Origin of the sequence: Dietzia sp. MNB45 (assembly GCF_051994785.1) — a bacterium.
In the GTDB taxonomy this organism is placed as follows: Bacteria; Actinomycetota; Actinomycetes; order Mycobacteriales; family Mycobacteriaceae; genus Dietzia; species Dietzia kunjamensis.
On record NZ_CP163397.1, the window covers coordinates 3,737,147 to 3,756,808 of the forward strand.

Annotated in this window: 23 protein-coding genes; 9 read left to right on the forward strand and 14 right to left on the reverse strand. The window is 71.2% G+C overall.

Annotation, left to right across the window (positions count from 1 at the left end; translation table 11 throughout):
* Nucleotides 1-16 precede the first annotated feature (16 nt).
* The 3 genes from AB5G72_RS17865 to AB5G72_RS17875 all read left to right on the forward strand — a co-directional run bounded on the left by AB5G72_RS17865 (nucleotide 17) and on the right by AB5G72_RS17875 (nucleotide 1,830).
* Nucleotides 17-532 (forward strand): MarR family winged helix-turn-helix transcriptional regulator, encoded by a 516-nt coding sequence (locus AB5G72_RS17865; RefSeq protein ID WP_283465160.1) that lies wholly within the window; start codon nucleotides 17-19, stop codon nucleotides 530-532.
* A complete protein-coding gene (locus AB5G72_RS17870; protein ID WP_440220603.1) occupies nucleotides 529-1,122 on the forward strand; it encodes an SdpI family protein in 594 nt (197 codons plus the stop codon). Before AB5G72_RS17865 ends, AB5G72_RS17870 begins: the two co-directional genes overlap by 4 nt.
* A 138-nt stretch (nucleotides 1,123-1,260) precedes the next feature.
* Nucleotides 1,261-1,830, forward strand: a complete 570-nt coding sequence (locus tag AB5G72_RS17875) for a hemerythrin domain-containing protein (protein WP_096907405.1) — start codon at nucleotides 1,261-1,263, stop codon at nucleotides 1,828-1,830.
* A 60-nt stretch (nucleotides 1,831-1,890) separates the two neighbouring features.
* Here the strand turns inward: AB5G72_RS17875 and AB5G72_RS17880 are convergent, their stop codons facing one another.
* Together AB5G72_RS17880 and AB5G72_RS17885 are read right to left on the reverse strand one after the other, a co-directional pair.
* Nucleotides 1,891-2,262 carry a DUF202 domain-containing protein gene (locus AB5G72_RS17880; RefSeq protein WP_440220604.1) on the reverse strand — a complete coding sequence of 124 codons (372 nt, stop codon included), beginning with the start codon at nucleotides 2,260-2,262 and terminating at the stop codon, nucleotides 1,891-1,893.
* Entirely contained in the window at nucleotides 2,259-2,660 is a 402-nt protein-coding gene (locus AB5G72_RS17885; RefSeq protein WP_069390148.1) for a YidH family protein, read from the reverse strand. The genes AB5G72_RS17880 and AB5G72_RS17885 overlap by 4 nt, the downstream gene beginning before the upstream one ends.
* Before the next feature lie 68 nt (nucleotides 2,661-2,728).
* Between AB5G72_RS17885 and AB5G72_RS17890 the strand changes: the two genes are divergently transcribed.
* Nucleotides 2,729-3,733, forward strand: coding sequence for a bile acid:sodium symporter family protein (locus AB5G72_RS17890; RefSeq protein ID WP_440220605.1), 1,005 nt, complete (start codon nucleotides 2,729-2,731; stop codon nucleotides 3,731-3,733).
* Nucleotides 3,734-3,766: 33 nt separating this feature from the next.
* Here AB5G72_RS17890 and AB5G72_RS17895 read toward each other — a convergent pair whose 3' ends face one another.
* The 3 genes from AB5G72_RS17895 to AB5G72_RS17905 form a co-directional block, all read right to left on the reverse strand.
* Nucleotides 3,767-4,339 (reverse strand): VanZ family protein, encoded by a 573-nt coding sequence (locus tag AB5G72_RS17895; RefSeq protein ID WP_440220606.1) that lies wholly within the window; start codon nucleotides 4,337-4,339, stop codon nucleotides 3,767-3,769.
* 84 nt (nucleotides 4,340-4,423) lie between these two features.
* Nucleotides 4,424-5,275, reverse strand: a complete 852-nt coding sequence (locus tag AB5G72_RS17900) for an alpha/beta fold hydrolase (RefSeq protein WP_440220607.1) — start codon at nucleotides 5,273-5,275, stop codon at nucleotides 4,424-4,426.
* A gap of 10 nt (nucleotides 5,276-5,285) precedes the next feature.
* Nucleotides 5,286-5,984, reverse strand: coding sequence for a type 1 glutamine amidotransferase domain-containing protein (locus AB5G72_RS17905; RefSeq protein ID WP_096906399.1), 699 nt, complete (start codon nucleotides 5,982-5,984; stop codon nucleotides 5,286-5,288).
* A 912-nt stretch (nucleotides 5,985-6,896) separates the two neighbouring features.
* Between AB5G72_RS17905 and AB5G72_RS17910 the strand changes: the two genes are divergently transcribed.
* Nucleotides 6,897-7,226 (forward strand): hypothetical protein, encoded by a 330-nt coding sequence (locus tag AB5G72_RS17910; RefSeq protein WP_440220608.1) that lies wholly within the window; start codon nucleotides 6,897-6,899, stop codon nucleotides 7,224-7,226.
* A 120-nt stretch (nucleotides 7,227-7,346) separates the two neighbouring features.
* Nucleotides 7,347-7,904 (forward strand): GNAT family N-acetyltransferase, encoded by a 558-nt coding sequence (locus AB5G72_RS17915; protein WP_163376693.1) that lies wholly within the window; start codon nucleotides 7,347-7,349, stop codon nucleotides 7,902-7,904.
* Nucleotides 7,905-7,940: 36 nt separating this feature from the next.
* Here the strand turns inward: AB5G72_RS17915 and AB5G72_RS17920 are convergent, their stop codons facing one another.
* Complete coding sequence (locus AB5G72_RS17920; RefSeq protein ID WP_301162497.1) at nucleotides 7,941-8,393, reverse strand: MarR family winged helix-turn-helix transcriptional regulator; 453 nt, start codon at nucleotides 8,391-8,393, stop codon at nucleotides 7,941-7,943.
* Nucleotides 8,394-8,465: 72 nt separating this feature from the next.
* Between AB5G72_RS17920 and AB5G72_RS17925 the strand changes: the two genes are divergently transcribed.
* The gene (locus AB5G72_RS17925; protein ID WP_253002828.1) at nucleotides 8,466-9,710 is read left to right on the forward strand and encodes a cytochrome P450; all 1,245 of its coding nucleotides are present in this window, start codon (nucleotides 8,466-8,468) and stop codon (nucleotides 9,708-9,710) included.
* Between the two features lie 22 nt (nucleotides 9,711-9,732).
* Here AB5G72_RS17925 and AB5G72_RS17930 read toward each other — a convergent pair whose 3' ends face one another.
* A complete protein-coding gene (locus AB5G72_RS17930) occupies nucleotides 9,733-10,068 on the reverse strand; it encodes a branched-chain amino acid transporter permease (protein WP_440220609.1) in 336 nt (111 codons plus the stop codon).
* Nucleotides 10,065-10,769, reverse strand: coding sequence for an AzlC family ABC transporter permease (locus tag AB5G72_RS17935; RefSeq protein WP_301162494.1), 705 nt, complete (start codon nucleotides 10,767-10,769; stop codon nucleotides 10,065-10,067). The genes AB5G72_RS17930 and AB5G72_RS17935 overlap by 4 nt, the downstream gene beginning before the upstream one ends.
* Before the next feature lie 84 nt (nucleotides 10,770-10,853).
* Between AB5G72_RS17935 and AB5G72_RS17940 the strand changes: the two genes are divergently transcribed.
* Nucleotides 10,854-11,285 (forward strand): VOC family protein, encoded by a 432-nt coding sequence (locus AB5G72_RS17940; RefSeq protein ID WP_440220610.1) that lies wholly within the window; start codon nucleotides 10,854-10,856, stop codon nucleotides 11,283-11,285.
* Between the two features lie 44 nt (nucleotides 11,286-11,329).
* Here AB5G72_RS17940 and AB5G72_RS17945 read toward each other — a convergent pair whose 3' ends face one another.
* On the reverse strand, nucleotides 11,330-12,586 hold the full coding sequence (locus AB5G72_RS17945) for an MFS transporter (protein WP_440220611.1): 1,257 nt from the start codon (nucleotides 12,584-12,586) through the stop codon (nucleotides 11,330-11,332).
* 76 nt (nucleotides 12,587-12,662) lie between these two features.
* A complete protein-coding gene (locus AB5G72_RS17950) occupies nucleotides 12,663-13,295 on the reverse strand; it encodes a YqgE/AlgH family protein (RefSeq protein ID WP_067720162.1) in 633 nt (210 codons plus the stop codon).
* A gap of 103 nt (nucleotides 13,296-13,398) precedes the next feature.
* Between AB5G72_RS17950 and AB5G72_RS17955 the strand changes: the two genes are divergently transcribed.
* The gene (locus AB5G72_RS17955; RefSeq protein ID WP_440220612.1) at nucleotides 13,399-14,805 is read left to right on the forward strand and encodes an MFS transporter; all 1,407 of its coding nucleotides are present in this window, start codon (nucleotides 13,399-13,401) and stop codon (nucleotides 14,803-14,805) included.
* Here the strand turns inward: AB5G72_RS17955 and AB5G72_RS17960 are convergent.
* The 4 genes from AB5G72_RS17960 to AB5G72_RS17975 all read right to left on the reverse strand — a co-directional run bounded on the left by AB5G72_RS17960 (nucleotide 14,740) and on the right by AB5G72_RS17975 (nucleotide 19,651).
* Nucleotides 14,740-15,981 (reverse strand): hypothetical protein, encoded by a 1,242-nt coding sequence (locus AB5G72_RS17960; protein WP_440220613.1) that lies wholly within the window; start codon nucleotides 15,979-15,981, stop codon nucleotides 14,740-14,742. The genes AB5G72_RS17955 and AB5G72_RS17960 overlap by 66 nt on opposite strands.
* Nucleotides 15,982-16,088: 107 nt before the next feature.
* The gene (locus AB5G72_RS17965) at nucleotides 16,089-17,372 is read right to left on the reverse strand and encodes a glycosyltransferase 87 family protein (RefSeq protein WP_440220614.1); all 1,284 of its coding nucleotides are present in this window, start codon (nucleotides 17,370-17,372) and stop codon (nucleotides 16,089-16,091) included.
* The gene (locus tag AB5G72_RS17970; protein ID WP_440221527.1) at nucleotides 17,369-18,910 is read right to left on the reverse strand and encodes a CCA tRNA nucleotidyltransferase; all 1,542 of its coding nucleotides are present in this window, start codon (nucleotides 18,908-18,910) and stop codon (nucleotides 17,369-17,371) included. Before AB5G72_RS17970 ends, AB5G72_RS17965 begins: the two co-directional genes overlap by 4 nt.
* Nucleotides 18,911-19,318: 408 nt before the next feature.
* Complete coding sequence (locus AB5G72_RS17975; protein WP_440220615.1) at nucleotides 19,319-19,651, reverse strand: putative quinol monooxygenase; 333 nt, start codon at nucleotides 19,649-19,651, stop codon at nucleotides 19,319-19,321.
* Nucleotides 19,652-19,662 lie beyond the last annotated feature (11 nt).

Below are 19,662 nucleotides of genomic sequence, written 5' to 3' on the forward strand. Positions count from 1 at the left end.
CGGGTACGCTGGGTGCATGGCTGAACAGGTTCCGGGTCAGGACGTGCGATGGTTGGACGACGAGGAGAAGGCGCTGTGGCGTGACTACCTCGCGATCCAGGGGCGCCTGCATCTGGAGATCCAGCGCGACCTCAAGACCTCGTCGAGCCTCACGGAGCCCGAGTTCGAGGTGCTGGTCTACCTCAGCGAGGCCGACGGTCCGCTGCGGATGACCGCGCTCGCCGACGCGTTGCAGTGGGAGCGCAGCCGCCTGTCCCACCAGGTCACCCGGATGGTCAAGCGCGGACTCGTGGAGCGCACCAGCTGCCCCGACGACGGCCGCGGGGCGTTCGTGTCCACCACCGACGAGGGCATGGCCGAGATCGAGAAGGCCGCGCCCGATCACGTCGCCACGGTGCGGCGGGAGTTCCTCGACCGCCTCAGCGCAGAGGACAAGCGCGAACTCGCCCGGCTGCTCGCCCTGGTCCGGGGTCCCGGCGGGGCTGAGGCGAATCGGAGATCCGACGTCGCGGGCGTACCCTCGGTGGCGTGAACGCAGTGCTCGTGGTGGTCATGGTGCTCCTCGTGGGGCTCGCCGTCGTGCTCGCGGGCACGGGTGTCGCGGCGCTCGTCGGCAGACTGCCCGGCAACGGCGTCCTGGGCGTACGCACCCCGGAGACCCGCCGCTCCCCCGAGGCCTGGGAGCTCGCCAACCGCGCCGCCGCACCCTCGTTCCTCGGCTCCGGTCTCGTCCTGCTGCTCGGTGCGCTCGCCCTGGGACTGATCGGCGGATGGGTCGGCGGCCTCGTCGTCGTCGTCTCCCTCGTCGCCTCCCTCGCCCTGCTCAGCGTCGCCGGCCTCGCCGGGGCACGCGCGGCGGCCAGATGGGACGCCACATCCGGCGACCAGGGCGGCTGTGGCTGCGGCCCCGACGGCTGCGGCGGCCACTCCGCCGGCGCACCCGACCCCGCCGCCTCCGACGCCTCCACCTGCGGTGACGCGGGCTCCTCCCCCGACGGCGCCGCCTCCTGCTCCCCCGCCGGCTCCACGCCCGGCGACCCCGCCGCCGACTGCGGCGTCACCGGCGGCTGCGGCACCTGCGTCCTGCAGGGCATGTGCGAGACGGAGAGCACGGGCCCCTGACCCGGCCGCGAGCCGGCCACTGAGCCCCCACCGAACCGGCCACCGGCTCGTCCCGTGGCAGTCGGTCCGGTGGCCGTCGCGCACGGCCGCCTCTACGGTCGAGAGGTCCATCCGTCTCACACCGCGAAGGAGAGCCTCATGGCCGACACCGCAGCCGCCGGGGACGTCGTCGACATCCTCACCGCCGACCACCGCGAGATGGTCGGACTCCTCGAGTTGATCGAGGACACCGCCGACCCGGAGGAGCGTCGCTCGCTGGCGGACTCCGCCATCGCCGAGGTCGTGCGCCACTCCGTGGCCGAGGAACTGTTCGTCTACCCCGTCTACGAGCGCGAGGTCCCGGACGGCGCGGACGAGGTCGAGCACGACAAGGAAGAGCACCAGGAACTCGAAGAGGTGATGAAGGAGCTCGAGGGCCTGGACGCCGGGAGCGCCGAGTTCATCGCCACCGTGAAGCGGTTCAAGGAACTCCTCGACCACCACGCCGACGACGAGGAGGCGGACCAGTTCCCCAAGATGCGGAAGCACATCTCCGCCGAGGACCTGGTCGACCTGGGCCGCAAGGTCGAGGCCGCCAAGAAGATCGCCCCCACCCGGCCGCACCCCGGCTCACCGCACTCCGAGCTGTTCCACATGACCCTGGGACCCGGCGTCGGCATGGTCGACCGCCTCCGCGACGCCCTCAGCGGGCGGGCCAAGAACACCTGACACCTCCGCTCGCGGCCCGGGCGACCACCCGCGCGGGGCCGGGCCACGCGCTCTCAGCTGCTAGTTCGACAGGCTGACCAGCACGGCGACCAGGCCGCAGGTGGCCATCACGACGACCAACACCACCAGACCGACGTTGTGGGCCGCCCGGGTCTGCGGCACCTCGGCCCCGCGGACGAACCGCCCGACCCGCCGCTCGTGGTGGCGCTGCACCCGGAGCAGCGCCAGCAGCGGGACCACGGTGAGCAACGAGAACACCGACGCCCAGAACACCGACGTCTCCGCCACCAGCTTGGCGATGAGGACGATGTTCACGCCCACCACGGCCCACGTCCGGGCCCACGACAGGCTGGTGCGCTCGGCGGCCAATCCCGCGTCGGGCGGAACCGCCCGCGGTTCCACCCCGATCCGCCGCTGCCGGGGCGTGCTCATGCGAAGGTGCCGCCCAGGATCGCCACGATGAGCAGGACCGCGCCGATCGAGATCCCCAGCACCAGCAGGATGGATGCCTGCGGCATGGGCAGCGGCCGCTGGTGACGCATCGAGGCCTCGATCCGGATCCACCGCCGGAACGCCACGATCGCGAGGACCGCCGCCAGCACCAGCAGGATGCAGGCCAGCGGCGTGCGGACGATCTCGGGGATCTCGTCCCCCGCGAAGGCCTCCATCGCCACCGCGCCCGCCGTCAACCCGAGGCTGGTGCGGATCCAGGCCAGGAACGTGCGCTCGTTGGCGAGCGTGAACCGGGGGTCCGGTTCCTCGCCGTCCCGCAACGCCCTGGGCCGCCACCCCTCCGGGGCCTGTCCGGTCTGTCCGGCCTGTCCAGTCATCGCCTGCGCTCCGTCATGGTGCCGAGCCTATCGGTCGCCCCCCGACGCCCTGGTGGTGGAATAGGCGGATGGGCATTCTGCGTCGTCTCCGGATCGAGCCGTTCATCCTGGCGATCCTGGCGGCGGTGGTGGTCGCCGCGTTCCTGCCCGCAACCGGTGGCGCGGCCGACGCGCTCGACTGGGTGACGACGATCGGCATCGCCGTGCTGTTCTTCCTCTACGGCGCGCGCCTCGAGCCCCGGGAGCTGGTGGTCGGCCTCACGCACTGGCGGCTCCACTCGGTCGTGCTCGCCTCGACGTATCTCCTGTTCCCGCTCCTCGGCCTGCTCGGCCAGTGGCTCCTCACGCCCGTGCTCGGCGCCTCCCTGGCCGCCGGGTTCCTGTTCCTCACGCTGGTCCCGTCGACCGTCCAGTCGTCCATCACCTTCGTGGCGATCGCCCGCGGGCACGTCAGCGCGGCGGTGGTGTCGGCGTCGGTGTCCAACCTGCTGGGTGTGGTGATCACTCCCCTGCTGGTCTTCGCCCTGATGACCACCGACGGGTCCGTGGTCATCACGTGGGACTCGGTCGGCACGATCTTCCTGCAGCTGCTCCTGCCGTTCGTGGTGGGCCAGCTCCTGCGGACCTGGGTCCTGCCGGTCATCCGCAGGATCAAGCGGATCGCCCTGTTCGACAAGACCGTCATCGTGCTGGTGGTCTACGCGGCGTTCTCCGACGGGGTCGCCGACGGGATCTGGTCGACGATCGGCGTCGGCGAGTTGGCCTGGCTGATCGTCGCGTGCTGCGTGCTGCTCGCGGTGGTGCTGGGTCTGACCGAACTCGCCTCCCGGGCCCTGGGTTTCGAGGACCGGGACAAGCGCGTCGTGCAGTTCTGCGGGTCCAAGAAGTCGCTGGCCACGGGGTTGCCGATGGCGGCCGTGCTGTTCGTCGGCCAGCCGATCGGGCTCCTGGTCCTGCCGCTGATGCTGTTCCACCAGATCCAGTTGATCGTGTGCGCGTGGCTGGCCGGCCGGTACGGGCGGGCCGCAGACACTGGCACCGACGCCGACACCGACCGCGGCGCGGGAGCGTAGGAGGCTCCGGAAGCGTGACGAGCCCGCCGCGGGTCACCGCGCCGGCGGCCTGTCAGTCCCCAGCTCCACTACTGCGGCGGGGTCGCCCAGGCGCGGACCGAGGACGACAAGGACGGCGAACACCGCAGCGGTGGTGAGCGCGAGACCGATCCACAGTGGGTGGAGGCGCGGGCCGCAGGCGCGCGCTATGAGGGCGCCGACCAGCGCCCCGGCTGTGTTGAACAGCAGGTCCGTGACGTCGGAGTGTCCCAGGGCGAGGACGTACTGGAGGACCTCGACCGTCGCGCTGATCGCCGCTCCGGTGACGACGACGACGAGGACCGCCCTGGCCCGGCCCTCCAGCAGGATGTACAGGAGCACCCCGAGCGGCACGAAGAAGGCCAGGTTGCCGAGTGCGTCGAACAGTGGGCCGAACCAGGTCTGGGCGCCCCTGAACTGAGCGAACGGTACCCATTCGACCGAGCGGCCGCGCTGGGATTCCGGTCGCCACAGTAGCCCGATCACGAAGAAGGCCTTGAGCATGGTCAGCGCCACCACCACGGCGCCGTAGGCGACCACGGCGAGCGCGGCCCAGCCTCGGACCTTCGACTCTGTCGGTTGCGTCACGGGCACAATCCTCACACGGGCCCCGGCAACGGCGGCGGTCCCGGGTCTGGCCGGGACCTCGGGCCCGCAGCGCCGGGGGTCCCGTCAGCCCCGGTGGGCGTCGAGGAATGCCCGGAGTGCCGCGGCGACCTCGGCCGGGCGTTCCTCCGGCGCGAAGTGGCCACAGTTCTCGATGAGATGCAGTTCGCTGCCGGGGATCGCGGCGTGGAGGCGGTGCGCCCAGTCGGTGACCTGCCAGGTGTCGTCGGCGCCCCAGACCAGCTGCACCGGGATCCGACCGAGCCTGTCCAGCTGGTCGGAGATCTCCAGCGTGTGGCGCGGGTCGTAGTGCGCGACCTGGTGCCGGAAGAAGCTCGGTTGGCCGATCGGCCCGCTGATGAGGTCGACATACACGTCGAGCGCGGCGGGGTCGAAGTTCGCCGGGTCGCTGTGCGTCGACAGCAGCCAGTCCCGGAAGTGGGCCCGGTGCTCGGCGTCCGGCGTGCGGGCCAGCTCGTCAAGCCCGTCGGCCATCTGTTCCCGGGTCCGCTCGGAGGGGTAGCTGTCGAAACTCACCACGTCGATGAGGGTCGGGGACCGCAGGCGCCCGGTCGACTGCACGCCGAAGCGTTGCGCGATCCCGCCGCCGATGTCGTGGGCCACCAAGTGGAACGTGTCGAGTCCCCACTCCCCCAACAGCCCCTCGAGGACGGCGACCTGACCGGTGATCGACGTGTCGACGTCGGGGTTCCGCGGCCGCTCCGACAGCCCGTATCCGAGGAGAGCGAAGACGTGGACGCGGTACCCGGCCTCGGTGAGGACGGGCACCACGTCGCGCCAGATGTACGACGACGAGGGCGTTCCGTGGAGACGGACGACGGGTTCGCCCTCGCCGTGCACGCCGAACGAGATCCGGTGGCCGTCGACGACGGCGTGCCGGTCGACGATGTGGCTCACCGGCACGGAGTCAGCCGAGGTCGGAGACGATCCGCTTGGCGAGCTCCTCCGAGGACTGGGGGTTCTGACCCGTGTACAGGTTGCGGTCCACCACCACGTGCGAGGCCCACGGCTCGGCGGCCGAGGAGTAGTCGGCGCCCAGCTCGACGAGCTTGTCCTCGAGCAGCCAGGGCGCCCCCTCGGCCAACCCGACCTGCTCCTCCTCGACGTTGGAGAACCCGGTCATCTTGTACCCGGCGAACGGCGAGGACGACGCGTCCTCCGAGGCCGCGAGCACGGCCGCGGGGGCGTGGCACAGCATGGCCAGCGGCTTCTCCGCGGTCACCCGCTCGGCGAGAATCGCACCGGAGGTCTTGTCCACGGCGAGGTCCTGCAGGGGACCGTGACCGCCCGGGTAGAACACGACGTCGAACTCGTTGTGATCGACGGAGGCCAGGTCGGCCGGGGAGTTCAGGACGGGCGCGAGCCGGTCGAGCGAGGCCTTCACCTTGTCCAGGGTCTCGGGGTCGCCGGCGCCTTCGCCGAGGCTGGCCTGGTCGACGGTGGGCGCACGCCCACCCGGGGTCGCGACGGTGACGGACCAGCCGGCGTCGGTGAACACCTCGTACGGGGCCACGAACTCCTCGGCCCAGAAACCGGTGGGATGCTCCGACCCGTCCTTGAGGGTCCAGTGGTCGGCTGCGGACATGATCATCAGAACGTTAGCCATGCCGCGACAGTACGGATCTCGGGGCGACTCGCAACTGGTCACGCGATATCCGTGCGGGTGACCTTCCGCTGTGATCCCGATCACTCATCAGAGTCTTCTCACGCAATCGTGATGTCACCGCGATTCACTTACCGATCGCTGTTACCTGCGGGTTCGCCTGAGGCCCCGAGTTAGGCGACATATCAGCAGGCCACAGGATTATTCGCCAGTCGATCTCGTTAGTGAGGAAAACGTTGAGGCACCGCCGACACAGTCTTAATGTTCACGCCGCATGAGCTGAGGAGTTCAGCATCCGCCCGGACGACTGGCGCACGGGCACAAACTCGAGGAGGGGTGCCCATGCCTTCAACGCGCCCGCCATTCGCCCGATCCATGTCGCTCATGGTTCTCGCCGGATTGGCCCTGCTCGGGTTTTCGGCGGGAGCGGGAGCAGCTTGGCTCTCCGGGGGAACGGCGACAGCCACAGCGGCTGGGCCGGTGGCGTCCTCGGTGCAGCAGTCCGGTCTCACATCAGCCGCACCCTCCCCTACCTCGACGCAACCTTCGTCCTCCACCTCCGCGACCTCGACCGCGCCGGTGAGCAGCGAGCGTCTGCCTTCGTCGAGACGCGAGCCGTCGCCGGCCCGCCCGGCCGCCGCGCACGCGCCGGTCGTGCCAGCTCCGCCGCCGGTCGTCCGGGCGCCGGTGTTCCCCGCGCAGCCGGCCGCTCCGGCCCCGTACCGGCCCGCACCGGCGCCCGCTCCGGCTCCCGCGCCAGCGCCTGCACCAGCGCCACCGGCCCCCGAAACCATCACCATCGACCTCGGCGGACGCGGGGAGATCATCCCCCAGGCGCCAATCGCCCCCAGACAGCTCAACATCCCCTGACGCCGAACACGTCAGGTCCACCCACCAAGAGAAAGAAGATTACTCATGCTCGCAGCAGCCACCGCCATCTCCGGAATGATCATCTCCGCCCTGATGGCTCTCGGCCCCATCGCAGCACCTGTCGTCGGCGCCGCGATGGCGGCCGGCCCAGTCGCCACCGCTAGCACCGCGATCGCTGGCATGGTCGGCACTGGCGCTGCAGCAGGCGGTTCAGCCGCCCTGGGTGCAGGTGCAGGTGCCATCGGAGCCAATCCCCACGCCGCAGTCGGAGTGCAGAACGGAATCACCGATGCGCTCAACCAGGCGAAGGACGCCGCTGCCGGGTCCGTCAACAACCTGAACCTCCCGGGCGTTCCGCACATCTCGTTCAACTGAGTCGGTACGACAAGCGGTCAGCCGAATAGCGCAGGCTCCGCACCCCGCGTGGCTGATCATCTCGCCGCCCTCCCCCCGCGAATGTTGGGTCTGGGAGGGCGGCGGTGCTTCAATAACCCGATGACCAGCGTGACCTACTTCCAGCAGACCGACGCCGACCACCTGCGTCCCGCTGGCCGTGCGGAGCTGACCATCTCCCGCGTCTTCCCCGCCGAGCCGTCGTTCAACTCGCGGATGTACCGCGAGATCGGCGGCGACTGGAACTGGATCGATCGGCTGGAGTGGGCAGACGGAGACTGGGCCTCGTACTGCTCCGACCCGTGCGTCAGCACGCTGCGCGCGACCCGGGGAGGCGAGGTCGTCGGGTTCGCCGAACTTCGCATGAGCCCCTGCGACGAGACCACCGGTCCAGCCTTCAACAACTCCGACGGTGCCGGGGACGACGGCGTCGACGTGGAGATCGTCTACTTCGGCCTGCTCCCCCAATTCGCCGGCCGCGGCCTGGGCGGTTGGTTTCTCTCCGAGGTCTGCCGCATCGCCTGGAACGTCCCCGGGTGCCGTCGGGTATGGCTACACACCTGCGACGACGACTCCCCCGCCGCCGTCCCCAACTACCTCTCCCGCGGGTTTGTCGAATACGCCCGCGCGGACACCGGGTGCGCTACCTGCTCGGCCTGATTCAACGGCCGGCGTGACCCAACGGCCGAGCTCGACTCACTGCTCGGGGAGCCGACTCAGCGCCCGCCCGCTCATCCGGGAGACCAACTTCTCGGACACCGCGCCGAACGCCTGCAGCTCGTCGTCGTCGAATCCTTCGAACAGCCAGTCGGCGAGTCCGACGCGCGCCGTCACCACCTCATCCACGATCCGGCGTGACTTCTCCGTCAGGTTCACCAACCGCACCCGCCGGTCGTCCGGCGGCATCGTGCGCTCCACGTGCCCGCTGGCCACCAGGCCGTCCACCAGCGCGGTCACCTGGCGAGGCGAGCAATCGAGATACGTGGCGAGCTCCACCTGCTTGCACTCGCCCTGCAGACCCAGGACGAACAACAGCTCGAGCCGCGGAACCGTCAGGTCGTAGTTCGCCGCCGCGCGCGCGATCGATCCCGACATCTGCTCCGCCAGCATCAGAGCGCGGTCGAGAATCTCACTCGAGGATAGTGCCACGTGTATATAGTTACCACTATTCACGGTTTCATCACCGCCGGACCCGGCGGGCGACCAGCCCCAGGAGACACCATGGACGTCACCATCCCGGCAGGCTTCGACTTCACCGACCCCGACCTGTTCGAGAAGCGGCTCCCCCACGACGAGTGGCGCCAGCTCCGACAGTCCGAGCCGATCCACCGCGTCGACAAGCGCGCGGGCTCCGACGGGTTCGACGACGACCACTACTGGCTGGTCACCAAGCACGCCGACGTCAAGGAGATCTCCCGTCTGACCGGGGAGGTGTTCTCCGCCGGCGAGAACACGATGATCCCGCGATTCGCCGAGGGAACCGACCGATCGATCATCGAGGCCCAGCGGTCGATGCTCGTCAACGAGGACGGCGAGATCCACAAGAAGCACCGGCGCATCATCTCCCGCGGGTTCACCCCCCGGGGCGTGGCCGGCATGCGCGACGAGCTCGCCGACCGGGCACGCAAGATCGTCACCGCCGCCGCCGAGTCGAACGCCGACGACTTCGTCACCGCCATCGCCTCCGAGCTGCCGCTCCAGGCGATCGCCGACCTACTGGGCGTGCCGCAAGAGGACCGCCACAAGATCTTCGAGTGGTCCAACATCATGACCAGCTACGACGCCGGCGGCGACCCTGACGCTCCCGCCATCGCGTCCATGGAGCTCATCGGGTACGCGAACGCCATGGCCGAGGACCGCGCCGCCAACCCGCGCGACGACATCGTGACCAAGCTCGTCCAGGCCGACGTCGACGGCGAACATCTCTCCGCCGAGGAGTTCGGTTGGTTCGTCACCCTCCTGGCCGTGGCCGGCAACGAGACCACCCGCAACGCCACCACCCACGGCATGGTCGCCATGCTCGAGCACCCCGAGCAGTGGGAACTGTTCAAGCGCGAGCGGCCCGAGACCGCCTACGACGAGATCCTGCGGTGGGCCTCGCCGATCACCCAGTTCCAGCGCACCGCCATGGAGGACACCGAGATCGGAGGCGTGTCGATCGCGAAGGGCGACCGCGTCCTGATCTGCTACGGCTCCGCGAACTTCGACGAGGAGGTCTTCGACGACCCCTTCAGCTTCAACATCCTGCGCGATCCGAACCCCCACGTCACCTTCGGCGGCCAGGGCCCGCACTACTGCCTCGGCGCCAACCTCGCGAAGATGCAGCTCGAGCTGATCTTCAACGCCGTCGCCGACTACTTCCCGGATCTGACCGCGCTCGGCGACCCCACGCGGCTCCGGTCGGGGTGGCTCAACGGCCTGACCGAGTGGAAGGTCGACCTGGGCACGTGCCCGGTGGTCCACTGAGCGGCAGGCGGGGCCGGCAGGCTCACACCAGCAGGGTCTGCAGCAGCATGTAGGTCGCGGTCCCCAGCACGATGCTCACCGCGGCCCGTCGAAACGCGAGGTGCACAGCAAGAGTGAGCCCCAACGCGACGGCCGCCGGCACCCACGAGCCGAGCTCGGTGGTCGTGTCCCGCAGGGTGTAGACCACCAGCACGACCATCACGCCGGCGGGCATCGTGCGGCCCAGATAGCGGACGACGCCGGAATCGCGCAGCCGGGTCAGCGCCAGGAACGGTGCGGCCCGCAGCGCGAGCGTCACGAGGAACATCACGCCCAGCCCGGCGAGCAGGTAGGCGGTCCCGGGCACCGCGGCGGTCACGTCGCGGCCCGCTCGGTGCGCGCGGCCCAGACGTAGCGCAGCAACAGCATTACGACGAACGCGCACAGGCCCACGATGAGCATCTGACCGGGCGCGACCACCGCCGCGACCAGGCCGCAGACCAGGCCGATCACCGGCGCCGGCAGGTCTCCCGAGGACCGCCACGCGTCCACCGCAAGCACGGCGAACAGGGCGGTCAGCGCGAACTGCAGCCCGTCCAGTCCTTCCGGCAGCGCGGATCCCACGAGCGCACCGACGATGCCCGGCACCACCCACAGCGACTGGCAGGTGATCGCGATGGTCAGCGTCCGGGCGCCGGTCATCTCCACGCGCCGCTTGGTGGCGGTGATCGCGTACACCTCGTCGGTGAGGGCGTAGACGGCATAGAGTCGGCCGAGCCGAGAGCGGATGGATTCGATCGGGAAGCTCAGCCCGTAGAAGACGTGCCGGAAGTTCACCAGGAACGCCGCGGCGGCCAGCGAGTACAGGGGAGTGACCGCGGTGAGCAGGCCGATCGCGAGGAACTCCATGGAGCCGGCGTAGATGACGATGGAGAACACCGGTGCCCACCACCAGTCGAACCCGGCCTGCGTCATCAGCACCCCGAACGCCAGACCGAGCGGGACGAGTCCCAGCCCGACGGTCGAGCAGTCGGCAAGACCCTTGCGGATCTCTGCGCTGGTGGAGGGGGCGTGCGGCACGCCGGGCAGTCTAGCCAGCCACGATTTGGCATCACCCCCGTCGGAGCCCTTCCGCGCTCGCGCCGGTCGGCGCAGACTCGGGGCATGAGCGCACACCAGCCCGGGACCCAGCCCGCTCCCACCGTGTGGCACTGCTTCCGGTGCTCGGACGCCCACGCCGTCATCGACTGGTTGGTCGAGGCGCTGGGTTTCGTCGAGACCGTCTCCCATGCCGAGGGCGGCCGCATCGTGCACGCCGAACTGCTGTGGCCCGAGGGTGGCGGCATCATGCTCGGTGACCAACGGCCGGGGCCGGATGATCCCCATGCGATGCCGCCGGGAACCGGGTTGGCCTACGTGGTCACCGCCGACGCGGATGTCGTCTACGAGCGCGCCCGGGCGGCGGGCGCCGAGATCGTCATGGAGCTCCACGACACCGACTACGGGGATCACACCTTCTCCGCCCGCGACCCGGAGGGCAACGTGTGGTCGGTGGGGCAGTACCGAGGCGAACCCCTGCCGGCCGGGACGTCCTGACTCAGCGGCCGTCGGGGCAGTCCCGGCCCGCGGCCAGCCCCTCGTCAGACCCGCACGACGTCTGCGCGCGGCACCAGCGGGATCGCCACCGCGGCGACCACCGCCGCGCCCGCGAACACCGGCCAGTAGCCGACCGCCTCGATCACGGCAGCGACCAGGGGAGTGGACGCCGCGATCGCCACGAACTGCGCGGTGTTCTGCACGCCCAGCGCGCGCCCGCTCCACCGCGGGCCGGCGTATTCGGCGACGGCGGTGAACGCCAGGCCGTTGTCGGACACCGAGAGCACGGTCGCGACCACGCCGAGCGTCACGGCCACCACCCCGGGGGCTCCCAGCGCCTCGGCCACAGCGAGGGCTGCCAGGCCGCCGGTGACCGAGATCGCCACAGCGCGAAGGGGTCTCATCCGCGATCCGACGCGGTCCGACACCGCGCCGGCCACGATCCTGGCGACCGCCCCGAGCACCTGACTCGCCGTCACCACGATTCCCGCGGAGACCGCCGACCAGCCGTGCCCCAGCACGAGCCACGCCAGCAGGAACGCCTGCAGCATGCCCTGCGGCAGGACGAGGAGCACCGACGCGCCGTGCACCCGGGCCAGGTAGTCCGAGCCGCGGTACGGCGACCCGTCCGCCGGGGGACGGGTCGCTGACGCCGTGCCGGTCACCGTGGGAACCGCGGCGCTCGGCGCCGACGGGGGAGCAGCCAGGTGGCCAGGCGGGTCGGTGACGACGACGAGGGCCGCGACCGCCGAGACCACGGCCATGACCAGGGGTACCGCGAAGGCCGCGGCCAATCCGTACGACTGCGCGAGCAGCGGCATGGTCATGGCCGCGACCGCGGATCCGGCGGGCTGCGACATCTGCCGGACTCCCATGGCGAGCCCGCGGCGGTGGGCCGGGAACCAGCTGACGACCAGCCGCCCGCTCGCGGAGTTCCCCGAGGCGGTGAAGGCGCCGGTGACCAGCAACAGGATCGCCAGCAACGTGAACGAGTCGACGAACAGTGCGGCTGCCAGGGCGAGCGCGGCACCGACCGAGCCGGAGACCAGGACCAGCTTCTCGCTCGTCCGGTCGACGAGCCAGCCCCAGGCGATCAGCGCCGTGGCCATGCCCACCAGCGGCATCGCGACCAGCACCCCGGCCCGCGAGAGCGACAGCCCCTCGACGGTCGTGAGGTGGGGGAGCAGGAAGCCCACGCCGACGACGAACGCCGAGCCCGACGCGGCGACGAACGTGGCGACCGTCAGCACCAGCCAGTGCCGCGGGGTCACCGCGGTCGACTCATGCTTCACCGTCTCCACCTGCACGAGCCTAGACTCGATCCCACAAACTAGAAACTGTCTCCCATATAATGAGACTCATCCGGGGCGCCGGCCGTCAGTTGACGTCCCCGTCCTGCAGGAAGGTGGCGTACAGCGGCAGCGGCATCTCCTGACGCCGCAGTACCGCACCCCACACGTCGACGCGGGCGGGGGCGAGCAGGTCGCTGGGCAGGCTGGGGGCGACGTACCAGTCGCCGCGGTCGAGTTCGTCCTGCAGCTGTCCGGGGGCCCAGCCGGTGTATCCGACGAACACCCGCATCCCTTCGACGTGGTCGCGCAGGAGATCGGGGTCGCTGTCCAGGTCCACCACGTGCACCCGGCCCTCGATCTGCTGGAGCCCGACGAACCGGTCACCGTCCACGCCGGAGCCGAGCACCACCAGTGCGATCCCGGTGTCGGGTTTGACGGGACCGCCGATGTGGAAGACGGACGGGGGAGCGCAGATCTCGGCCCAGGCGGGCAGGATCGACTCCACCTCGGTCTCGCTCGGGCGGGTGATGACGACGCCCAGGGAGCCCGAGTGGTCGTGCTCGATCATGTAGATGATCGCGCGCTGGAAGTTGGGATCGGGCATGTCGGGCGCCGCGATGAGCAGCGACCCGGCGACGGGATCACGCTTGTCCATCGCGGAGTAGAGGCGGTCGCCGAACAGGCCGCCGCCGCCCAGATCGTCCGGTCCCGTGTCCATGTCCCCATGATGCCCCCGTGGCCGACGACCCACACGCGCGTCCCCTCGATCGGGTCCCGCCGCGGTGGTCGCCGCTCGTGCGGCGAGCGCTACGGTGATTCGCGTGACCTCACTGTCCGCCGATCCGGTCGGCCCCCCGCGCGGACGACTGGCGGCCGCACTGCGGGAGTCGGACGGCCTCGGCCGGCTGTCCACGGCGCGCCTGGCCGCCCTGCTCAGTGAGGGGATCCACCAGGCCGCGCTGGGCGGGATCGTGTTGTTCAGCCCCGAGTCCGCGACGACGCCCGCCGCCATCGTCGGCGGGTTCGCCGTCATGCTGCTGCCGTACTCGGTCGTCGGACCCTTCGCCGCCGCCGCGCTCGACCGCTGGGATCGTCGGGTCGTCGTCGCGGTCGCGGCGCTGGTCAGGACGGTGGCCATCATCGCGACCATCGCGCTGGTCGCCGCCGGCGCCGTGCACACGGGGGCGGGCCTGGCGATGTTGTTCGCGCTCTCGCTCGTGGCCATCGGTCTCGGCCGCCTCATCAACACCGGAATGACCGCGGCCATGCCAAAGGTGGTGCCCGATCGGATCCTCGCCGCCGCCAACTCGGTTCTGGTCACCGTGGGGTCGATCATCACGGCCGTCGGCGCGGTCGCGGCGTTCGCCGTCCTGGCCGTCCTCGGCGCCGGGGACGCCGCGGTGTCGTGGACCCTCGTGCCGTCCGTGGTCGCCGCGCTGGTGGGGGTGTGGGCGATCCTGGCGCTGCCGCGCCGGCACCTGGGACCCGACGACGACGAGCTCAGCGCTGATCCCGGCCGGGGCGTGGCACTAGATGCGCTGTCCCTGTTCGCCGGTGGACTGGCCGAGGGCGTCCGGGCCGCCCGGTCCACGGCCCTCGTGTGGGTGTCGCTGACCGGCGTGACGCTCGGCCGGGCGGCGTTCGGGATCACCACGATGCTGGCGATCCTGCTGCTGCGCGACGCCGAGTCCGGCGGCGTGGGCGGCCCTGTCGTGGCCGGGATGGGTGGGTTCGGACTGATGTCGGCGGCGGTGGCCGCAGGCATGGGTCTGGCCGCCGTCGTCACCCCCTGGGCAAGCGCCCGTCGGCGGCGGATCGTCGTCGTGGCATCGGGCGCGGTGCTCTCGGGGGTCGCCCAGCTCGCGGTCGGCCCGACCCTCGACCCGACGGCACTGGTCGTGGGCGCGGTGGCGATCGGTCTGGGTGCCCAGGTGGTCAAGCTCGTCGCGGACAACGCCATGCAGACCGACGTCCCAGACGCCCGCCGCGGCGGGGTCTTCGCACTGCAGGACGCCCTGTTCAACTCGGCGTTCGTGGTGGGGATGGTCGCGGTCCTGCCGCTGGTGCCCGCCGACGGACGGTCGGTGTCGTTGATGCTGGTCCCGGCCGCGCTGTACGCCGTCGCCGCGGTGATCGCGGCATTCGTGGCCACGCGCACGAGGTCAGGAGCCGAGCCCGAGCGAACCCGCGGCGATCGACCCGCCACCGATCGAGCCACCACCGACTGAGCCACCACCGACTGACCCCCCGCCCACAGAACCACCGCCCACTGAGCCACCGCCGACCGAACCGGCGGCCACCGAACCGCCACCCACGGAACCGCCACCGACCGAACCCGCGCCGACGCTCCCTGCGCCGACCGAACCCGCGCCCATCGACCCGGCGGCAGCGGAACCCGCCTCAGCCGAGCCCGCCGCGGCGGAACCGACAGCTCCGGCGTCCCCACCGGCCGAGCCACCACCAACCGAGCCACCGCCGAGCGCGCCGGCGTCGATGACCCCCACGTCGAGCGATCCGGCAGCCGAGCCCGCGTCGATGTGCGGGAGCTCCAGGTGAGGCGGCTCGAAGGGCAGCGCGGCGTCGAGCCGCCCGTCGCCGTTCATGTCCGCCACGGACAGCATCCCGCTGCCCGTGTCGACGGTGATGGAGCCGTCGTCCTCGACGACCGGTTCCGCGGGTTCGGGAACGGTCCCGCCCTGCACCGGCGCGGGTTCCGGGGCCGGGGTGTGCGCGACGGGCGGGGGCGGCGGCACCGGATCGGGTTCCGTGACCGGGGGAGTGGACCACCTTGCCGAGTCCGCTGCAGCGGCCGACCCGTGGTGGATCGCGCCGATGGCATCCGACAGCAGGGCGCCCCAGTCCGGCAAGCCGCCCATCGCGTCCGACCCGGCGGCCAGCCCGTCCGCCCCCGCGGCCAGCGAACCGCCCATCAGCGCGCCCGCACCCTCGGCTCCTGCCAGCACCGATCCGGCCGCCAGGGAGCCGGCCCCGACGGACCCCGTGCCGAGCGAGCCGCCCCCCACCGACCCCGCGCCGACAGACCCACCGCCCGCCGAACCGGCGGCAACTGATCCACCACCCACCGAGCCACCGCCCACAGACCCGCCCGCGACAGACCCGCCGCCCACGGACCCCGCGGCGAGCGCGCCGGCTCCCCCGGCGTAGACGTTCCACACGCCGCGTCCGCCGTCATCGGCGTAGGCGGCCTGGGCGCCGGTGCCCACGTCGGTCACCACGCGATCGGCGGCGCCGTCGAGGTCCGAGTCCCACAGGGCGTCGTCGGCGTATCCGTCGCCGTCGAAGTCCAGCCACAGCGCGTCCGCGGCACCGGTTCCGAGGGTGAGGTCGGGCTCGCCCTGCCACTGCGTCGGGTCCCCGACGCCGTCTCCGAAAAAGTAGTCCATGGCCAGAATCGTGTCCCGGGAGCCCTGATCGGACCAGCCCCGATCCGCGATCTGTGGAGCGAGGAACCGCATTCCACAGATCGTCGTTCCGCCTTGACGGCGGGCGCTCAGCTGCTCGCGGTGGCCCTGACGAGCAGCGCGGGCTGTTCGGGATCGCCGCCCAGGTCGGGGCGCCCGAGACGGGAGGCCCGCACACCCACGACGACGAGGAAGACCGCCGCCCAGATCAGGTAGGCGTTGCCGACGAGGTGCTCCAGCGGGCCCCAGCCGAGTTCGCGGCCCTCGCTGTGCGGCACCCACCACTGCGGCGTGCCCAGGAAGATCACCACTCCGCTGCCGGCCAGGGCGAGCCAGCCGCGCTCGTCGTCGTCGCCGTCTCGTCCCGCACGGTCGGCCCACACCAGGGTGAGCACGACCGCGGGCACCGCCCACACCCAGTGGTGTCCCCATGACACGGGCGAGCAGAACAACGCCACGTGACCCACCGCGACCGCGGCGGCCACCTCGTGGCCGGACCGCAGCAACCGCCACGCCACCCACGCGATCCCCAGGCCGATCGCCGCGGACACCACGAACCACGCGACCGACGCGGCGGTGTCCTCGAAGCCGAGGCGGTGCACGAACCCGTTCACCGACTGGTTGGACGTGAACGCCAGACCACCGATCCGGGCCGGGTCGCGGATGGCGAAGGTCCAGTAGCGGGCGGAGTCGTCCGGGGTGAGCAGGTGCCCGATCCCGGTGAACGCCAGCGCCGAGACGACCGCCGTAGCCAGCCCACGCCAGTCGCGCCGCAGCACGAAGTACAGCAGGAACACCGCCGGGGTGAGCTTGATGGCCATCGCCAACCCGGTGAGGGTGCCGCCCCACCAGCGGCCGCGGCCGCGGATCACGTCGACCAGCACCAGCGCCATGAGGAAGACGTTGACCTGCCCGAACCCGATCGTCTCGCGCACCGGGCCGAACCACAGTGCCACCGCCACCACGGCGGCGGTGAGCCACCACAACTCCCGCTGCGGGCGTTCGCACGTCCGCGTGAGCACCAGCTGCACGACATAGGCCAGCACCGCGATGGTCGCCAGCGTGATCAGCGCGGACGCGACCGCCAACGGCACCAGCGTGAGCAGCGAGAAGAGCTGCGCCGACAGCGGGGGATAGGTGAACGGCAGGTGGGCGCCCTGGGCGAGCTGCGGCAGCTCGCCGTAGAGGTCGCCACCGTCGCGGAACACCTGCCCGCCGACGCGGTAGACGTCGAGGTCGATGCGGTACGGCGGGGTCTGCTGCAGCCCCGGGATTCCGACGGTGTGCAGCAGCGTGCCGACGACGGCGAGGACGACGACGACGACCCGCGCAGCGGCCGAACCGAGGTAGCGGTCGACCGCTCCGCCAATCATGCCGGGTCGCCGTTCTGCTCGGCGGAGCCCCCGGACCCGCCGTTCTGCTGCGGTTCGTTCTGTCCCGCCCACCAGCTCAGGAGCGCGGCCTCGGCCTCATCCCGGTCGAGCGGGCCGCGGTCGAGGCGCAACTCCTTGAGATACGCCCACGCGCGACCGACATCGGGCCCCGGCTTGAGGTCGAGCAGCGTCATGATCTCGTTGCCGTCGAGGTCGGGGCGGACCCGGGCGAGGTCCTCCTTCTCCTCGATCTCGGCGATCCGCCGTTCCAGCGAGTCGTAGTTGGCCTGCAGCTTGGCCGCCCGCCGCTTGTTGCGGGTCGTGCAGTCCGCCCGGACCAGCCGGTGCAGGCGCGGGAGCAGGTGTCCGGCGTCGGAGACGTAGCGGCGCACCGCGGAGTCCGTCCACTGACCCTCGCCGTACCCGTGGAAGCGCAGGTGGAGGAACACCAGGCCGGAGACGTCCTCGATCATCTGTTTGGAGTACTTGAGCGCACGCATGCGCTTGCGCACCATCTTCGCGCCGACCACCTCGTGGTGGTGGAAGGTCACGCCGCCGCCGGGCTTGGGCGCCCGTGTGGCGGGCTTGCCCACGTCGTGCAGCAACGCCGCCCAGCGGAGCACCAGGTCGGGCCCCTCGGGTTCGAGGTCGATGGCCTGCTTGAGCACCGTGAGCGAGTGCCAGTACACGTCCTTGTGCTGCATGTGCTCGTCGCGCTCGAGCTTCATGCCGGGCACCTCGGGCAACACCCGGTCGGCCAACCCGGCCTCGCACAGCATGTTGATGCCGTCGATCGGGTAGTCACCGAGGATGGTCTTGTCGAGTTCGGTCCGCACCCGTTCGACGGTGATGCGGTCGATCTCCCCGGTCATCTCCGCCATCGCACGGAACACCCGCGGCGCGAGGGTGAACCCCAGCTGGGAGACGAACCGGCAGGCCCTCAGCATGCGCAGCGGGTCGTCGGAGAACGACTGCTCCGGCGCGGCCGGGGTGTCCAGGACGCCGGCGAGCAGGGCGTCCATCCCGTCCAGGGGGTCGACGAACTCCTGGCGCCCGTCCGGGTGCAGACGCACCGCCATGGCGTTGACCGTGAAGTCGCGCCGGATCAGGTCACCGTCGAGGGTGTCACCGAAGACGACCTCGGGGTTCCGGGTCACCCCGTCATAGGAGTCGGCGCGGAACGTGGTGATCTCGATCTGCTGCTCGATCCCGCCACCGTCCCGCTTGACGGCCGACAGCGTGCCGAACTCGATCCCGGTGTCCCACACCGCGTCCGCGTAGTCGTCGAGGATGGCCCGCACCGTCTCGGGCCGGGCGTCCGTGGTGAAGTCCAGGTCGGTGCCCAGTCGGCCGAGCACGGCGTCGCGGACACTGCCACCCACCAGGTAGAGCTCGTGCCCGGCATCACCGAACGCCGTCGCGAGTGGGGCCAGCACGTCGGCCAGGTCGTTCATCGTGGTCTGGGCGCCCGCGAGCAACCGGACCCGGCGCGCCTCGACCTCCGCCGGGTCGGGCCGGGAACCCGGTCCGTCCTGCAACGCCGAGAACACCGCGGCGTCGTGTCGATCGGAGGCGGATCGATCGGCGGCGGCGCTGCTGTCGGCGGCACTGCGGTCGGGGGTCGGTCTGCGGGCTGTCACGGGCCCGACTTTACCGAGTGGGCCCGACAATCCCTGACCCGCGCGCTCGGGGCCGGGCGGGATCAGCCCCGTGGGCCGGATGGGCCCGGTGTGAGCCGGGTCCACGAGTGGGCAGGGCCGCGCCGGCGGCCGGGCGGGGGCACCGCCGGCACACGCAGTCCCGGGTACACCGCCTCGCCGACCTCTGCTGCCGGAATGTACGCCGATCACCGGGTCATGCTGCGGGAATGGACCATTCGGGGCGCGCAAGTCGACAAGGCAGCGCATCCGGGCCGGATGCGCTGCCGGAATGCCCGGCGCGCCGCCTCACCCACCCACCGCGACGACCTTCGACCACAGCGGGTCCACGGCCTCCACCTCGGGCGGGCCGCTCAGCAGCGGGCTCGACTCCTCCAGGTATCGCAGGTAGGCGGGGTTACCGAGGAACTCCTGGGCGGCCGCGGCGTCCCGGTAGTGCTGGAACACCACCATCACGTCCGGATCCACGTGGGACGCGCACAGCACATAGGCCCGGTGCCCGTCGTTGGCCTGGACGGCCTCGGGCATGTGCCGGCGCCACACCTCGATCAACTGGTCGCGACGGCCCGGCTTGGCCCGGTGTCGCAGGACCAGGGCGTGGGTGGACGGGCCAGAGCTCATACCGCGGACTC

Excerpts from the sequence above, each read along its gene's own strand:
- AB5G72_RS17865 (WP_283465160.1), top strand. The coding sequence starts at position 17 with ATGGCTGAACAGGTTCCGGGTCAGGACGTGCGATGGTTGGACGACGAG.
- AB5G72_RS17950 (WP_067720162.1), bottom strand. The coding sequence starts at position 13,295 with ATGGACACGGGACCGGACGATCTGGGCGGCGGCGGCCTGTTCGGCGAC.
- AB5G72_RS17925 (WP_253002828.1), top strand. The coding sequence starts at position 8,466 with ATGGACGTCACCATCCCGGCAGGCTTCGACTTCACCGACCCCGACCTG.
- AB5G72_RS17880 (WP_440220604.1), bottom strand. The coding sequence starts at position 2,262 with ATGAGCACGCCCCGGCAGCGGCGGATCGGGGTGGAACCGCGGGCGGTT.
- AB5G72_RS17915 (WP_163376693.1), top strand. The coding sequence starts at position 7,347 with ATGACCAGCGTGACCTACTTCCAGCAGACCGACGCCGACCACCTGCGT.
- AB5G72_RS17905 (WP_096906399.1), bottom strand. The coding sequence starts at position 5,984 with ATGGCTAACGTTCTGATGATCATGTCCGCAGCCGACCACTGGACCCTC.
- AB5G72_RS17885 (WP_069390148.1), bottom strand. The coding sequence starts at position 2,660 with ATGACTGGACAGGCCGGACAGACCGGACAGGCCCCGGAGGGGTGGCGG.
- AB5G72_RS17875 (WP_096907405.1), top strand. The coding sequence starts at position 1,261 with ATGGCCGACACCGCAGCCGCCGGGGACGTCGTCGACATCCTCACCGCC.
- AB5G72_RS17960 (WP_440220613.1), bottom strand. The coding sequence starts at position 15,981 with ATGGACTACTTTTTCGGAGACGGCGTCGGGGACCCGACGCAGTGGCAG.
- AB5G72_RS17965 (WP_440220614.1), bottom strand. The coding sequence starts at position 17,372 with ATGATTGGCGGAGCGGTCGACCGCTACCTCGGTTCGGCCGCTGCGCGG.
- AB5G72_RS17890 (WP_440220605.1), top strand. The coding sequence starts at position 2,729 with ATGGGCATTCTGCGTCGTCTCCGGATCGAGCCGTTCATCCTGGCGATC.
- AB5G72_RS17975 (WP_440220615.1), bottom strand. The coding sequence starts at position 19,651 with ATGAGCTCTGGCCCGTCCACCCACGCCCTGGTCCTGCGACACCGGGCC.
- AB5G72_RS17910 (WP_440220608.1), top strand. The coding sequence starts at position 6,897 with ATGCTCGCAGCAGCCACCGCCATCTCCGGAATGATCATCTCCGCCCTG.
- AB5G72_RS17940 (WP_440220610.1), top strand. The coding sequence starts at position 10,854 with ATGAGCGCACACCAGCCCGGGACCCAGCCCGCTCCCACCGTGTGGCAC.